Origin of the sequence: Aquimarina discodermiae, assembly GCF_040786235.1 — a bacterium.
GTDB lineage: Bacteria > Bacteroidota > Bacteroidia > Flavobacteriales > Flavobacteriaceae > Aquimarina.
The window spans coordinates 14,670-30,314 of sequence record NZ_JBFMKP010000033.1 but is presented as its reverse complement, the minus strand read 5'-3'; the positions used below and the strand labels follow the sequence as shown (position 1 = coordinate 30,314).

The window sequence follows — 15,645 nt, the reverse complement described above, 5'->3', positions numbered from 1 at the left end:
GAAGATTTTAAAGATTAATTTATGAATTGTGATGCCTCAGAGCAGCAATCAATTATTTCTTTACTAGTATCAATGTCTACTACTGAATGTAATTTGGCGGACAATAGGCAGCAAAAGGCGGTGAGTTGTCCTCATTGTAGTAGTTCTAAAATACGTGCTAATGGTAAGCTAAAAGGGGTTCAGCGTTATCTTTGTAATGGATGTGGAAAGAATTTTAGTGAAACTACAGGAAAGTTTTGGTTTGGTTTAAAGAAAAGAGATAAGGTAAATCGCTATTTGTATTGTTTATTATTTGGGTATAGTATCCGAAAGAGTGCTAAAGAGACCGGCATTTCTATACAGACCTCATTTGATTGGCGTCATGAGTTATTAACTTCTTTCTCTAGTGTTTCTGTAGAAGGTTTTGAAGGTATAGTAGAGAGTGATGATCTATTTTTTGCTTATTCTGAGAAAGGGAACCGTAATTTAGACCGTGAGCCAAGAAAGCACGGTGAAAAAGCAAACAAATCTGGGATCAGTAATGAAAAAGTGGCTGTTGTTGCTACTTGTGACCGATCAGGACACAAGGATTTTAAGGTAGCTACTACAGGACGTATCTCTAAAAAAGATTTGGACAAGGTTTTGAAAGGTAAATTCGATAAAGCCCAAGTATTATGTAGTGATAGTCATAGAAGCTATACTGCTTTTACCAAAAGTATGGATATCACCCACAAAAAGTTTAACGCATCTAAAGGGCAGCGAGCAGTGGATAAAGTATATCATGTGCAAAATGTAAATAATTTAGATAGCAGACTTAGAAAATTTATGGAATCCTTTAATGGTATAGCTACCAAATACCTCAATTGGTTCTTGGTATTGGAAAAAATCAAAAATGATACGAACAGAATGGCTACTGTCGCTACAATCGCTTTTGCTTCCAATACAGCATGGACCGAATTTAAAAATATAGCCCTAAATCATATACTTTTTATAACTTAGCCTTATTTTTTTATAATCTTCGATGCTTCAGTAAGGTTTTTAACATCTATTTTTGGGTTACCGTATATGTAAACAACGCTTTTATCGCGAGCATGTAATTCTAGTTCTTTTCTAGCATATATATTAACATCGGCAGTATTAGAGGTTTTTAGGTTTATAGATCCTATTTTCATCTTTTTTGCATTTAGTTTAGCAGAGCCTTTAAGGTCAAAAGTTGCTATATCTGCATTTCCATCTAATTTTAATCTTGTAGACCTAATTAAAGAGGTTTTGATTTTATCGGTTTTAATAGTGCCCCTTACGTCTGCTTTACCATTCATCTCGAGCGTTGCGCTTTCAGATTTGATATTAACCAAACCTTTTACTTTGTCATAGAGCATAATGGCAATATCGTCTGCTTCTATTGATAAGTCAAATTGACTTGAATCATACGCATTAATAGTAACCTCTTTTGTACTAAGTTTTTTGTTAATTGTTATCTGGGCATGATCTCTTAAGATAATTTGATTAATGTCTGTAATAGTCACATCAATTTTAAGTTTTTTGCTTCTTACAATTTTGTTTGTTGCATATATCTTAAGTATGTCATCTTGTACTTTAAATTGAATGATGTCAATAAGGTTTTCGTCTGTTTTTAGGTAATACTCATTTTGGTCCCCTTGGTAAAGTGTGACTTCGAGTGCATCATCAATTTCTATCGTGCCAAATGCTTCGGTAATTTCCTTGCTTATCTCGGTAACGTTTCTGTTTCCTTTGATTTTAGGCTTTTTTTGCGAAAATCCAGTTATAGTTATAGTAAATAAAAGAATTGTGATTAGTGTCTTTTTCATTTTTATATTCAATTTGTTTTGTGTTTTAATTCCTAAGAACATGTAAAACTATTTTGCTCAGTACTATAATTATTTGCCGTTACCGTGATTGTTTGTTTGTGGTATTTGGCATGATTCCATATGGTATAATTTGACCTAAAAAGTTTATCATATACATATGAATATATAGTTAGAGCATAGTGTTCAACAAATTCGACACTTTTTTATTAAAAAGTCACATATGTTTTATTTTTTCTTGTTTATAATCGATTAAAGGCATAAAAAAACTGTCAATGAATAGAGGTAACTACTACGCATTGACAGTTTTAGTATAGAAAAAAAGGTTAGATGTTTAATTCATCAAAAAGTTCTATGAGCGAAGGGTTAGAAGGTCTGGGAGCACTAGCGTGAACAATTTTCCCTTCAGGGTCAACCAATATGAATCTTGGGATCCCCTGTATGGCGTAATCTACAACAAATTGCGAAGAAAAGTTATTGTCTGCAAAAAGTTGAACTCCTCCCAATTCTTTTTCCTCAATCATTTTTTTTCCGGCATCATGTTGCGTTTTTCTATCGACAGAGATACTAACAAATTCTATGTTCTTGTCATGATATTTTTCTTCAACCTTTTTTAAATAAGGTATTTCTGCTTTACAAGGACCGCACCAAGGGCCCATACATCTATATATACATATTTTCTTTAAAATCGGTCAAAGAGGATGTTCCCCCTTTATAATTTTCATAACCTGTAAAAGATGGAGAATCAGTACCTTTTACCAATAGTTTAATTTTTTCGTATTGCGAGGTTAATTTTTATTTAAGTTATTTTTCATCAGATACTTGCATAAGAGTGTGATAAAGAGCAACGGCATTTTCATTTCTTATAGATACACGATATGACATATTCTCTATTAAAGCATCTTTTATATTTTTACTTTTGATCTGATTAATATTTTTTAGGAACGCTTTTTCTTCAGGAATACTATCTCTAGAAGCTATTTCTCAAGTTAATCTATCTTTAGAAAAGGCTTTTAAATACGAAAAAACAAGAACTTTCGGGTTATTTTTTTCCAACGTAATTTGCGAATAAAGTCACCTTCACTTTTAGAGACTAAAAAAGGTTCCTTTTTATTCTTGGCTATAAAATACCCCGCTAAATAGTCTTTTATTAATAGAGGTCGTTTTTTGAGTATAGCAAGTTTAATAGATGCAATTAACGTTATCCAAAAGCCATATCGCATACAATAGAAGGCTTCTCCTTGTTTATATTTGGCTTTTGGGTTATACTTATTTCCTGTAGGTTTAAGATGTTTAACATGCAGAGAAGTATCTGTTTTTACTTCCCATTGATGATATTGGGCCAGTAATTCATCAATTGTATCCCATCCCATGGCTGGTTTAAGTCCATTAATATCGTTTAAACATGCTTTTCTATATGCTTTTAATGCACCACGAATATGATCTTTGTTAGTTAAGTTTTCTAAGATCCATTCATCGTTTTTTTCTATATAACAAAACCCACCTACCATACCTATTTTATTATTCTGATAAAAATGATCGCAGATCTTTTCTAAATAGTTTGTAGGAAATATAAGATCTGCATCAAATTTACAGATAATATCAAAGTTATCATCAAGGGCTTGGTAGCCTCGAACAAATGCATTAATAACTTTACTACCAGGCATATGATCCATAGACGAATTTGTATCTATTAATGTAATAAATTCGTGGGTTGTTGTATACTTGGTAACAATATCTTTTGTGGTATCTGTAGAATTATCATTTACAACCATTATTTTTTTTGGAAGAACAGTTTGTGCAACCAATGATTCTATGGTTTTACTAATAAAATGTTCTTCGTTATGAGCAGGTATGACAATGTATATTCTCACAATCGATTTTATAAAATGGTTATAATTAGTAAGTTATTTTGCGTATACATTTGAAGCTTTTTCTATACAGATTTCCTTTCTGCGTACACAATATAATATCTTGGTGTAAAAAGCCTTAGTAAAGGACGTATCCCAATTTTTTTAACTGGGTTTGTCCATTTGTCTCTGGCGATTATTTCCCAACCAGACTTTTCTAGAAGCCAATCAAACTGCCAATCTTCAAACTCATGATAATGCCTGTCCCAAAGGTCTGTTTTACTTCTATACGCCGATGAAAACCACAATCTAAGCGGGACTGAAGCAACCAATTTATTCGCTTTAATGTCTTTCAGAACGTTATAAGGAGAAACAAGATGTTCAAAAATTTCAAAAGCCGTAATCATATCGTAATCTTCGCTCAAAACAGCTTGTGTATGAATATCCAGATCCTCTCCTGTTGTGTTGGCTACTGTGTAGCCTTCTTGTTCCATATGTTTTACAAAAGGATTGGTAACCCCAAGATCCAGAATAGATGCAGGTGCTGGGGTATACTTCCTTAAAAATTCTAAAGTTTTTTGATATCGTTTATGAGGAAATTTTCCTTCGTACATAGTGGTTTAGTCAGTGATTTGTACGGTAAAAATAGACAATTAGATAAACTACCGATCATTCATGGGATAGAATTTTATTTTGAAACTAATGTTGGTAAACAAAAGCATTAATATTCATCCCTGCTCCAACACTGGCAAATAATAAAAGGTCCCCTTTTTTTATAGTATGATCTTCTATTTCACCCTTTAGAATAAGATCATAAAGAGTTGGGATGGTAGCAACGCTGCTATTACCTAATTTTTTAATAATCATAGGCATGATCCCTTCAGGAACATCTTTTTGGTAGAGTTGATAAAACCTTTTGACAATAGCTTCATCCATCTTTTCATTTGCTTGATGAATAAGTATTTTTTTGATATCTGTGATATCAACATTAGCTTTCTTAAGACAAGTTTGCATGGCTTCGGGAACTCTACTCAATGCAAATTCATATATTTTTCGCCCATGCATTTTGATGTATTTAGTATCTTCTTTGATTGCATGGTTGTATGTTTTTCCGAAAAATAAAAAATCACTTTCTTCTAGAGTATATGAAGCACTTACCGAAGCAATGATACCTCGAGTATCTGGCTTTTTTTCGAGTATAATAGCTCCAGACCCATCAGAATATATCATAGAGTCACGATCATATTTGTCAATAACCCTAGAAAGCGTTTCTGCCCCAATAATAAGGCATTTTTGGGCCATATTACTTTTAATAAAAGAATGTGCCTGTATAACTCCTTCGATCCAACCGGGGCATCCAAAAAGAACATCATAGGCAACACAATAAGGGTTTTTAATTCTTAATTTATGCTTTACTCTGGCTGCAATACTTGGAACGGTATCTCCTTGTGAAGAGTTTTTTCTAACATCTCCAAAATTATGAGCAACAATAATATAATCGAGTGTTTCTGCATCTATTTTAGAGTCGAAAATAGCTTTTTCTGCAGCATAAAACGCAATATCAGAAGTATTGTGTTCTAATGGTGCATATCTACGCTCTTCAATACCGGTAATTTTCTTGAATTTTTCGATTACGGTAGTAGTATCTTGCTCGATAAGACTTCCGTTATCTGTAAAAAAACTATGATTTATAAAGTCTTCATTTTTTTCAATATCCGTAGGTATATAGCTACCTGTCCCTGTTATTTTGACCCCCATTCGTTTCCAATTGTATTGTAAATTGAGCAAGTTACGTTTATGAAATGAACTGCTTTAGATAGTACCGTGGTTTTTACGATCGCTATGATATGAAATAACGATAAATATCGTTTTGTATTTACTTATGATGAAGATGTGTTAAGTTTTATTTGTAAAATCGTAGCGATAGATAATGCTCTGGTTTTGATAAGTTCTGCTTTTTCTCCTTTGAAATGAGTGTCAACTGTTTCGTTAAATAAGTTTAACCAGGTATGAAAATGTATTTTTTCAAGTTGTTTTTTTACTTGTAGATCTTTATGTATTTTGATTACATTTTTTTTATATGTTCCTGTTCGAAGTAATTGTTGTTCCCAAAAATCTGTGATTTCTGGAATATGATCTTCGAGGTTAACTGCAGCAATTTCTGTAAAAAAGGGACCAATTATAGGATTAGAAAATGCTTTCTTGTAAAAAGCGGTAATTAACAATTCTATATCTTTTTTGGTGGTAATATCTTTCATTTTGTTATAGAATGTATCGCGTTAGTAACTTGATTTTTAAATCAGTTCCAGATCACAGTTAATCTCTATGTCATCGATAATCGCTCCTCTACTTTTATAAAACTCTTGTGCTTTAGTATTCCAGTTTGATACTTGCCATTTCATTTTAAAACAATTTTCAGTTTTTCCAATTTCCATGACTTTATCAAATAACTTACTACCTATACCTCGGTTTCGATATTTTTCAAGTACATATAAGTCATCCAAATAAATTGCTTTCCCTGTCCAGGAGTAATAAGAAAAAAAATAAGTTGCAAAGCCAATTATAGTTGATTCGTGTAAAGCTACTAAACATTTGAAATATTTTTCATCTTTTATCATCTGGGCTGGAGTAATTTTTACTTTTTCGGGCGTTTTGATAAAAGCAGCAAATTCTTTAATCAAATCATAAACATCTGTAAACTCTGATGGTTTAGCGGTTCTTATTTTAATTTCCATTAGGTTAATATTTTGACTCTGAGTATGCTGATGATTAATAATAGACGTTGGTGTTTAGAATAGCAATTATGTTTTGTTTTAAATATACCTATAATTATGTTTTTTAGGTGCGTAATGTGTCTAATACCAGTAAATTCAAAGTGTAAATGGTATAATATCAAAAAAGGGCGACTAGAGTAGTAGTCGCCCTTTTACTATATAATATATTGTGTTTTATGCTTCTTCTTCCATATACTCTTCGATAGGAGCACATGTACAGATTAAGTTTCGATCTCCATAAGCGTCATCAACACGACGTACAGACGGCCAAAATTTGTTGTCTGCTACGTATGACAATGGATATGCAGCTTGTTCTCTCGAATATGGAAAATCCCAAGAATCAGCAGTTAGCATTGCAAGTGTATGGGGAGCGTTCTTCATAATATTATTTGGATTATCAGTACTTGCATTTGCTATTTCCTCACGAATAGAAATCATTGCATCACAAAAACGATCTAGCTCTGCTTTACTTTCACTTTCTGTAGGTTCTATCATAATAGTTCCTGCTACAGGGAAAGATACTGTAGGAGCATGAAAACCATAGTCCATTAATCTTTTTGCAATATCTGTAACTTCTATACCATTTGCTTTAAAAGGTCTGCAGTCTATAATCATTTCGTGTGCAGCTCTTCCTTTTTCACCAGTATATAATACACTATAATGCCCAGCCAAACGCTCTTTGATGTAATTAGCATTTAGGATAGCATATTGCGTTGATTCTTTTAAACCAGATACGCCTAGCATAGTAATATATCCATAAGAAATTAAACATGCCAAAGCAGATCCCCAAGGGGCAGATGAAATAGCTGTGATAGCTTTATCTCCTCCTGTAGGAATGATCGGGTTACTTGGTAAGAAAGGCATAAGTTGTTCTGCAACACAGATAGGTCCAACACCAGGTCCACCACCACCATGAGGTATGGCAAAAGTTTTGTGTAAGTTAAGGTGACATACATCGGCACCAATAGCTCCCGGATTGGTAAGGCCTACCTGGGCGTTCATATTAGCACCATCCATATATACCTGACCTCCATTATCATGTATGATTTTTGTAATCTCCTTGATAGCAGATTCATACACACCATGCGTTGATGGATATGTAATCATTAATGCAGCAAGGTTATCCTTGTGTTTTAGCGCTTTTTCTCTTAAGTCATCAACATCAATGTTTCCTTCTTCTGTAGCTTTGGTTACCACTACTTTCATTCCTGCCATAACAGCAGAAGCTGGATTTGTACCGTGAGCAGATGAAGGGATTAAGCAAATATTTCGATGATGATCACCTCTGGATTCATGATATGCTCTAATTACCATTAAACCTGCAAACTCTCCTTGTGCGCCAGAATTTGGTTGCAATGATGTAGCTGCAAAACCAGTAATCTCTGTAAGCTGTTCTTCTAAGTTTTTTAATGCTATTTGATACCCCTCTGCCTGTTCTACAGGTACAAAAGGATGAATGTTACCCCATTGTGGATTACTTAACGGTAACATCTCTGACGCTGCATTAAGTTTCATTGTACATGATCCAAGAGGAATCATAGAATGGTTTAGTGACAAATCTTTTCTTTCTAACTTTTTGATGTATCTCATCAATTCTGTTTCAGAATGGTAGATGTTAAATACCTCGTTAGTTAAAAACTTTGTAGTACGCTTTACATTTGCTTCTATACCACTTGCATTATCTAATGCGTTTATAGTAATACTATCTTTTCCAGCTACTTGTGCAAAAACAGCAATGATTGTATTCAAATCTTCAATGGTAGTAGCTTCGTTTAATGAAATTAGTACCGTTTCAGCATCTGGGTAGTAAAAATTCATTTCATTCGCTTCTGCAATTTCTTTGATTTTTGAAGCATCGCTTTTTACACGAATGGTATCAAAATAAGTAGTGTTAAGCTGTTCAATGCCTAAGCTCTTTAATGCGTTACTTAAAGTAACGGCAGAAGCATTAACTTTTGATGCTATGTACGTTAGACCTTCTGGTCCATGATAGACAGCATACATTCCCGCCATAACGGCTAGAAGTACCTGTGCAGTACATATATTAGAAGTCGCTTTATCTCTTTTGATATGTTGTTCTCTGGTTTGTAATGCCATTCGCAATGCACGATCACCATTTAGATCTTGAGTTACCCCAATGATTCTACCAGGAATATTTCTTTTGTATTCTTCTCTTGTTGCGAAATATCCTGCATGTGGTCCCCCATATCCTAAAGGAATACCAAAACGTTGTGTGGTTCCCACTACGACATCAGCTCCAAAGCTTCCGGGAGATTTAAGCGTTGTTAAACTAAGAATATCCGCAGCAACAGCAACTTTTATGTTTGTCTGGTGCGCTTTTTCAACAAACTCAGCATAATCATAAACTTGTCCTGATTTTCCTGGATATTGTAAAATAGCACCATAAAATTCTGATGAAAAGTCGAATTGTTGATGATCCCCAACCACTAACTCAATATCAAGAGGCGTTGCTCTGGTGTTTAGTAAAGAAAGGGTCTGTGGCAAAATTTCTTCAGAAACAAAAAACTTATTGGCTTTACTTTTTTTCTGGTCTCTTGAACGCAATGCAAATAACATGGTCATTGCTTCTGCAGCGGCCGTACTTTCATCTAACAATGATGCATTGGCTAGTTCCATACCCGTTAGATCACAGACCATTGTTTGATAATTCAATAAAGCTTCTAGTCTTCCTTGAGCTATTTCTGCCTGGTATGGCGTATATGCCGTATACCATCCTGGATTTTCCAAAATATTTCGCTGAATAACTGCTGGAGTAGAAGCCTCATGATATCCAAGGCCGATAAAAGTTTTAAAAACCTTATTTTTGGCTGAAAGTTTTTGCATGTGGGCAGAATATTCTTGCTCACTAAATGCAAAATCAAGGTTCAGCGGTTTTTTAAGGAGAATATCATCTGGAATGGTTTCATAGATTAATTGTTCTATGGACTCCGCTTTTATGGTATTCAACATGCTGCCAAGGTCCTTTTCTGAAGGTCCAATATGGCGTAATTTGAAAGAGTCAGTTTTCATAAACTAAAACAGTTGTAATTAGGACGGCAAAAATACATATTTAAAACTAAAACTTTCACAATAAATTAACCGTGATATACCAAGTTTTTAACCAAATTCGAGATTTATTAACAGATAACCTTATCTTTATAACGTGGAAACCCTAAAAAGTATATTTAGATTTTATATTAATAGTAGTATTCATGTTGCTTTAACCATATGCGCTTTGGTGTACGTAACTTTTGAAAAGTTTGAAGTTTCATGGGATATTCTCTTTGCTCTTTTTACTTTTTCTGGAGCGGTTACAGCATATAACCTGATAAAATATTCGAATACATCAAGGCTATATCATAGACGATTGACAAAATCAATGAAAAGTATTCGAGTGTTTACCATTCTATGCGCGATCTTATTTGTTGGCACTTCGGTAGTGTTACCACCAGATGTGATATTGTATATGTTACCTTTTATTGTACTTTCGGTATTGTATGTAGCACCTGTTTTTCCTGATAAAAGAAATCTAAGGAGTTATGCAGGGATGAAGATTTTTATCATAGCAATAGTTTGGTCTGGTGTTACTGTGCTTGTTCCCTTAGTTTATGCAAAAGCTACTCTAAATTTTGATTTTTTGATCGAGATGATTCAACGCTTTTTATTCATTGTAGTTATGATGCTTCCTTTCGAAGTGAGAGACCTACAATACGATGATCCCTCTCTAGAAACCATTCCTCAAAAAATAGGGGTAACAAATACCAAAGTTTTTGGTAGTATTTTACTAGTGGTATTTTTGTTATTGACTGCTTTAAAAGATGAACTGTTGTCATCAGTAGAAATTTTAAGCACAATATCTGTAACTACCATAAGTCTTCTCTTTCTGTGGGGTACAGAAAGAAAACAATCAGAATATTATTGTTCTTTTTGGGTAGAGAGTGTACCTGTATTTTGGATTATTATTATACTATCCCTCCAACGATTATTTGTTTAGAACAAAAAAGAAATAAAATAGAAAATTAATAATTATTAAAAATTATAAGTTATTAATAAATCTATAGCTTTAAGTAGTTTTTAATCCATCATTTTCTGTTGTAATTTTTTCTTCATCGCCTCTTTATCAGAAGGGGTGATACTTATTACTTTTGGGTTTTTAACCAATTTGGTTAATTTTCCGTTATTAGAAGAATACTTTCTACATGCTTTACAATAAATAAGATGTATATTCAACCTTACTTTTTCCCAAAAAGTAGACTCTTTATATTGTCCTTTATCACAAAAATGATTTGCTTCAGAACAACTCACTAATATTTTTTTTGCTTTACTCATTTTCTTAAAACCAATTTTTTTGCAGGCACTCAGCCATAGCAGTTCTTGCTCTATGGATGATTACCCATAGGTTAGACGCAGTAATATCAAAATCATTACAAATTGCTTCAGTATCGAAACCTTGCATTGTTTTTAATTTGAAAATAGTGGCTTGTTTTTGAGGTAATTTTCCAAGACAATTGTGTATTGCTAGTCCTAGCTCTGTATTTTCAATTTCACTTTCTGCGTTGCTGTCAAAGGGATCAGCTACTCTTTCTTCAAGCCAATCTCCTTCGGTGTTAGAATCACCTGTATAGCTCATTCTAACTTCTGCTTTACCTTTATTGCTGTTTATTTTTCGATAATGATCAATGATCTTTCTTTTAAGAATTGAAATGAGCCATGTTCGCTCACTGGCCTCTCCTTTAAAGTTTTTCATAGATTTGAGTCCAGCAAAAAATGTTTCCTGAACTAAATCCTGTGCAATTTCTTTATCATCAACTCTCACAATGGTATAGTTAAATAAATAGTCGCTGTATTTATCTATCCATGTGTTAGGGTCTATAGAGTTTGTTGACATAGTTGTTGTATGCTATTGTTTATTCATCAAAAATAGTATAAAAAGTTGGATATTATAAATGGAGCTTATAAAGAATGCTTTATAGCTATATTTAAAGAATCTATTCAGAATAGTTTTAATCGTTATAATAAGTTTCTAAACGTGTTTTTATAGCATGGTTACGAGTTGTGATAAATTGGATAAGGTATTTTTTTAATAGTACTTGATCCAGTATCTTACCTAACGTATTATAAGGGATTTCATACTCTATAATATCGGTCATTTCTGTGCCTATATTCGTTTTGAGGAAAGAATGTTGATGCTTAAAGTTTTTGAAGTATCCCATAATCATTTCATCTGTAAAGTAGGTAGGATATTGAAATGAGGTAATTAAACTTTGATGTGTCCAATAAATTCCAAAGTGTTTTCCTCTCCAAGTAACAGTTTCTCCTAATTCGATGTAACCATTTGTTCGCCCTGCAATAGCACTTTCTTTTGTTTTTTCAGAAGATTTAATATGAAAATCAATACTACGCGATAGATTAAACACTTGCTCAATAGGGGCTTTTATTTGAGTTTTGAGATGTATTCGCGACATATTATTATTGTGTAATTGAAACTAATGCAGACTCAAGGTCTGAATACATGAATAGAAAACCGTTATCGGTAAGTTTGGTTGGGATGACATTTCTGCTTTTGAGTACGAGCTCGGTTTCTGTCCTTATGATTTTGGCACCAATCTCCAGTACATTTTTAGAAATGGGAATCCCGATAGATTTTTTCATTACTTTTCTAAGTGTTTTCATAAATATTAGATTGGAAGTGGGTTTAGGAGAGACAATATTAAGGTACCCCTGAATATGGATGTTGTTTATGATAAACTCAATACTTCTGGTAAAATCAATTTCATGAATCCAGCTTAGTTTTTGATTTCCCTTACCTTGTTTTCCTCCAAGTCCCATCTTTACCAAATTTATAATAGGAGGTAGAGCCCCTCCATTTTTTCCTAAAACAATGGCTGTTCTAAGGGCCACTTTTCTGGTTTTTGGAGTAGGTTGTTCAAAAAAGGCTTTTTCCCAAGCTTTGGCAACATCAACAGAGAATCCGGTTCCTATTTCTCCATTAATTTCGTTCATCTCTTTATCGAGAGAATGTCGATAAATAGTTGCTGTAGATGAGTTTAGCCATAGTTTAGGAGGGTTTTTACATTTGTGAATAGCCTGACCCAAAATAGAAGTAGATGCTACTCGGGAGTTTAAGATTAATGCTTTGTTTTTTGAGGTATATCTGCAATCTACAGATTTACCCGTCATATTGATTAATACATCGCTGTTTTCGAGTACTGTAATCCAATTACTAATGGTGGTAGCGTCCCAATTAACAAAATGTATATTGTTTATTTTTCTGGTTTTTCCTCGAGTAAGTACGGTAATACTTTCTGCTTTTGATTTAAAATGTTCTACAAGCACTTTTCCTAAAAAACCTGTTCCTCCTGCAATCACTATTTTTTTCATACTCTTTATATTTTATTTTTCTGCTGTGATTAAATAATAACCAAAACTTCTAATGTGTATACCTGATAATAAAGCAAACAAGGATCCCTTAAGGTTTTTCCAACTGTTTGGTTTTAATGGCGTATTGGTGGTTGTTTTTTTAATAATAAAGTTTAGGATGGCAAAAGGAACATGTAAAACAGAAGGCGCTACCCTAAAAGAGATATCCTGGATGGTTATATTTTTAAAACCGATTTGTTGTAAATCATTTTTTACTCTGTCTATACTCCCTAACCCTTGCAAACTCCATCCTTTACATAGTTGGTTATAACAATAGTTACTGCCAAGGCACAATTGTTTAGGATTTTTCTTTAAAAAAGCATCGGCAATCACAAATTTAGAGCCAGATTTGATAATTCTATAGGCCTCTTGTAAGGCTTGTTTACTGTGCCCAGAATGGCATAGACTTTCAATAGCATAAGCGCCGTTAAGGCTATTAGTTTTAAAAGAGGTTTGACAATAGTTTTCTTCTATAATTAGCCCATTGGTGTTTTGTAATCTTTTGTTTCCTTCTCTTATCTGAAAAGAAGACAGGGTAATACCAATAATAGATAGATTGGGGTATTTTGATAATCCATAGCGCATCGTTCCCCCAATACCACATCCTAAATCTGCTATTATTGATTTTTGTTTTTTGAGATGTAGTCTTTTAAAAACCTGATGATTCATTTCATTAAGCATGGTATCTCTTTTAAATAAATTGGTTTTTAAAGGAGTGTAATACCCAAAATGCATATTGAAATCATGACTCCAAAATTCATAATCTTCTGTTGCTTCGTTATAGAAATCAATGAGGTGTTCTTTATTAGATTTTTGTGATCGGGTTGTTGTATATAATAGAGGAATGGTAATATTCATGATCGTATTATTTTATGATTATTGATACATTTTTAAAGAGTTGTTATACAGTAGTTTTATGGACGTGGAATAGATGTTACCTGTGTAGTAGTTTGTTTAGATTTTTTTCTTCCTCTAAAGAATAAGTACATGTTAAGAAATAGCATTAGTCCGAGGTACATTGAGAAACCACCTATTTTAAAACTCAATATTTCGACCAAATTTTGATAAGTGTCATTAAAGCGGTAACTATCAATTTTTAGAATTAACAATGCCCAGCCAACATTTAATAAATAGAAACCAACTTCGAATAGACGATTTGTAGCCAAAGCAATATTTTCTTTACCTTTAAAAATGTCGATCATAAAAGTTTTTCCATTTTTAAAAAGGGTTCTAGAGACAAAATAGGTTAAAGTGATAGCGATTGGTAAATAAATAAGGTAACCGATAAAAATTTTAGAAGTTTCCATAAAGTTGTATTTATTAGGGTTTAATTTTTTTAATAAATTTTGTTAACCAAAATAGGTTGAAGTAATGCAAAATGGCCAATATGCCGATAATGATTGCGATACGCATAGTAATGCTTTCAATTAGCTCAAGAATAGAGTTAATGGATTTCCAATAAGACAACGAGATTACTACATATCCAATATTGATGAGGTAATAACCAACTAAAAGTGCCTTGTTTATGCGTATGCAGAATTCTTTATCATTAGGAACGAGGTTCATGACAAATATGTTCCCATTCTTATAGCATATGAATCCGACTTTTACAATAATTAAAGAAGTAATCAACAGGTAAATACTATATGTTACTAAGTTGAAATTCATGTTTCATTTTTTTAATTTGATAGGTTACATAAATAAAATATCCAGCAATACTCATTGGAATGATGATGTAATAGACGAAAAAGAAAAAATCATTAAACGACGGTTGAAATAAGAACCAACTTATACCATATAGAAGCACCAATGTCCAGTATAATGAGATATGCATTCTGGATTGATTAGTTAATTTTTTCCATTGAAATAATAGTACAATACCGCAAATAATTTGGATACCACCCAGAGCTATTTGTGCTAGTAAACCACCATATATAGTGGTATATAGTAGTAGGGTAATTATAAAACTCCATTTGTTAATAAGGTGTGTTGTTTTCATAATGTTATTAATTTTTGAATTTTCAGTAATTTTTGAAACTTATATTTAAAAAGAAAAGGAACTTCTTCCTTCATCTTTTTGTTTTTATAAATATTACTTAATTAATTTTATTAATGTTTTGGTAATCCAATTTGCTTCTTGATTTACAATTTTATTCATCATTGTATCCGCATTATCTGCCAGGTCGTAAAGCGCTTTGGTTTGTTTAATGAGTTCTTCTGTTTTTGCGCTTCCATCCATTTCTATTCCCGAAACTTCTTTTAGCACTTTGATAACAGGTTTGATTTCTCTTCTACTACGTTCCTTTGCTACCTGTCGTGCTAGCTCTTGCACATCTTTTTCAGAAACAAAATATTCTTTACGTTCTCCCGGCTTACTTTCTTTAAAAACAATTCCCCAATCCATTAATTGTCGTAAATTCATACTAGTGTTACCTCTTGATATATGAAGTTCTTCCATAATATCCTCCATAGATAATGGTTCTGGAGAAATCCATAACAACGCATGAATTTGAGCCATTGCTTTGTTAATACCCCATAAAGTTCCTAAGGAACCCCAGGTAGAAATAAATTTGTTTTTTGCTTCATCGTATTTCATAGTACAAAAGTATAAAAAATTTTAAACTTTCAAAAAATATTGAAACTTAATTTGTTTTTCGATAACAAATAATAGTAGCAACGTATTTTTTTGACACCTTTTACCGATATGAAAAAACTTTATAAAACTGATGTTGGTATAAATAAAAATACTCCTAACATATAACTTGTTAGGAGTATTTTTATGGATGTAATTTTATA

At 32.8% G+C, this 15,645-nt stretch carries 18 protein-coding genes; 2 read left to right on the top strand and 16 right to left on the bottom strand.

Annotated features, from left to right (window positions below; genetic code table 11):
- Positions 1-21 precede the first annotated feature (21 nt).
- Complete coding sequence (locus ABW636_RS18870) at positions 22-978, top strand: IS1595 family transposase (protein ID WP_367591634.1); 957 nt, start codon at positions 22-24, stop codon at positions 976-978.
- 2 nt (positions 979-980) lie between these two features.
- On the opposite strand, the gene ABW636_RS18865 is transcribed toward ABW636_RS18870, so the two are convergent.
- The 8 genes from ABW636_RS18865 to gcvP form a co-directional block, all read right to left on the bottom strand.
- Positions 981-1,808, bottom strand: coding sequence for a GIN domain-containing protein (locus ABW636_RS18865; protein ID WP_367591633.1), 828 nt, complete (start codon positions 1,806-1,808; stop codon positions 981-983).
- Between the two features lie 323 nt (positions 1,809-2,131).
- On the bottom strand, positions 2,132-2,464 hold the full coding sequence (locus ABW636_RS18860) for a TlpA family protein disulfide reductase (protein ID WP_367591632.1): 333 nt from the start codon (positions 2,462-2,464) through the stop codon (positions 2,132-2,134).
- Positions 2,465-2,818: 354 nt separating this feature from the next.
- The gene (locus ABW636_RS18855; RefSeq protein WP_367591631.1) at positions 2,819-3,679 is read right to left on the bottom strand and encodes a glycosyltransferase family 2 protein; all 861 of its coding nucleotides are present in this window, start codon (positions 3,677-3,679) and stop codon (positions 2,819-2,821) included.
- A 62-nt stretch (positions 3,680-3,741) separates the two neighbouring features.
- On the bottom strand, positions 3,742-4,269 hold the full coding sequence (locus ABW636_RS18850) for a methyltransferase domain-containing protein (protein WP_367591630.1): 528 nt from the start codon (positions 4,267-4,269) through the stop codon (positions 3,742-3,744).
- Between the two features lie 85 nt (positions 4,270-4,354).
- Positions 4,355-5,413 carry a 3-oxoacyl-ACP synthase III family protein gene (locus tag ABW636_RS18845; protein ID WP_367591629.1) on the bottom strand — a complete coding sequence of 353 codons (1,059 nt, stop codon included), beginning with the start codon at positions 5,411-5,413 and terminating at the stop codon, positions 4,355-4,357.
- Between the two features lie 122 nt (positions 5,414-5,535).
- The gene (locus ABW636_RS18840; protein ID WP_367591628.1) at positions 5,536-5,913 is read right to left on the bottom strand and encodes a group III truncated hemoglobin; all 378 of its coding nucleotides are present in this window, start codon (positions 5,911-5,913) and stop codon (positions 5,536-5,538) included.
- Between the two features lie 36 nt (positions 5,914-5,949).
- The gene (locus ABW636_RS18835) at positions 5,950-6,390 is read right to left on the bottom strand and encodes a GNAT family N-acetyltransferase (protein WP_367591627.1); all 441 of its coding nucleotides are present in this window, start codon (positions 6,388-6,390) and stop codon (positions 5,950-5,952) included.
- A gap of 213 nt (positions 6,391-6,603) precedes the next feature.
- Positions 6,604-9,459, bottom strand: coding sequence for an aminomethyl-transferring glycine dehydrogenase (gcvP, locus tag ABW636_RS18830; RefSeq protein ID WP_367591626.1), 2,856 nt, complete (start codon positions 9,457-9,459; stop codon positions 6,604-6,606).
- 133 nt (positions 9,460-9,592) lie between these two features.
- On the opposite strand from gcvP, the gene ABW636_RS18825 reads away from it, so the two are divergent.
- Positions 9,593-10,423, top strand: coding sequence for a UbiA prenyltransferase family protein (locus ABW636_RS18825; protein WP_367591625.1), 831 nt, complete (start codon positions 9,593-9,595; stop codon positions 10,421-10,423).
- Between the two features lie 80 nt (positions 10,424-10,503).
- Here the strand turns inward: ABW636_RS18825 and ABW636_RS18820 are convergent, their stop codons facing one another.
- From ABW636_RS18820 to ABW636_RS18785, 8 genes are all read right to left on the bottom strand, one after another.
- Positions 10,504-10,758, bottom strand: a complete 255-nt coding sequence (locus ABW636_RS18820; protein ID WP_367591624.1) for a hypothetical protein — start codon at positions 10,756-10,758, stop codon at positions 10,504-10,506.
- Positions 10,759-10,762: 4 nt separating this feature from the next.
- On the bottom strand, positions 10,763-11,317 hold the full coding sequence (locus ABW636_RS18815) for a sigma-70 family RNA polymerase sigma factor (protein WP_367591623.1): 555 nt from the start codon (positions 11,315-11,317) through the stop codon (positions 10,763-10,765).
- A gap of 115 nt (positions 11,318-11,432) precedes the next feature.
- Positions 11,433-11,894: an SRPBCC family protein gene (locus ABW636_RS18810; protein ID WP_367591622.1), complete on the bottom strand. Its 462-nt coding sequence runs from the start codon at positions 11,892-11,894 to the stop codon at positions 11,433-11,435.
- A 4-nt stretch (positions 11,895-11,898) separates the two neighbouring features.
- Positions 11,899-12,810, bottom strand: a complete 912-nt coding sequence (locus ABW636_RS18805) for a TIGR01777 family oxidoreductase (protein WP_367591621.1) — start codon at positions 12,808-12,810, stop codon at positions 11,899-11,901.
- A 12-nt stretch (positions 12,811-12,822) separates the two neighbouring features.
- Positions 12,823-13,707, bottom strand: a complete 885-nt coding sequence (locus ABW636_RS18800) for an SAM-dependent methyltransferase (RefSeq protein WP_367591620.1) — start codon at positions 13,705-13,707, stop codon at positions 12,823-12,825.
- A 56-nt stretch (positions 13,708-13,763) separates the two neighbouring features.
- Positions 13,764-14,156, bottom strand: a complete 393-nt coding sequence (locus ABW636_RS18795) for a hypothetical protein (protein ID WP_367591619.1) — start codon at positions 14,154-14,156, stop codon at positions 13,764-13,766.
- A 335-nt stretch (positions 14,157-14,491) separates the two neighbouring features.
- A complete protein-coding gene (locus tag ABW636_RS18790; protein ID WP_367591618.1) occupies positions 14,492-14,848 on the bottom strand; it encodes a hypothetical protein in 357 nt (118 codons plus the stop codon).
- A gap of 93 nt (positions 14,849-14,941) precedes the next feature.
- The gene (locus ABW636_RS18785; RefSeq protein ID WP_367591617.1) at positions 14,942-15,445 is read right to left on the bottom strand and encodes a GbsR/MarR family transcriptional regulator; all 504 of its coding nucleotides are present in this window, start codon (positions 15,443-15,445) and stop codon (positions 14,942-14,944) included.
- Between the last annotated feature and the right edge of the window lie 200 nt (positions 15,446-15,645).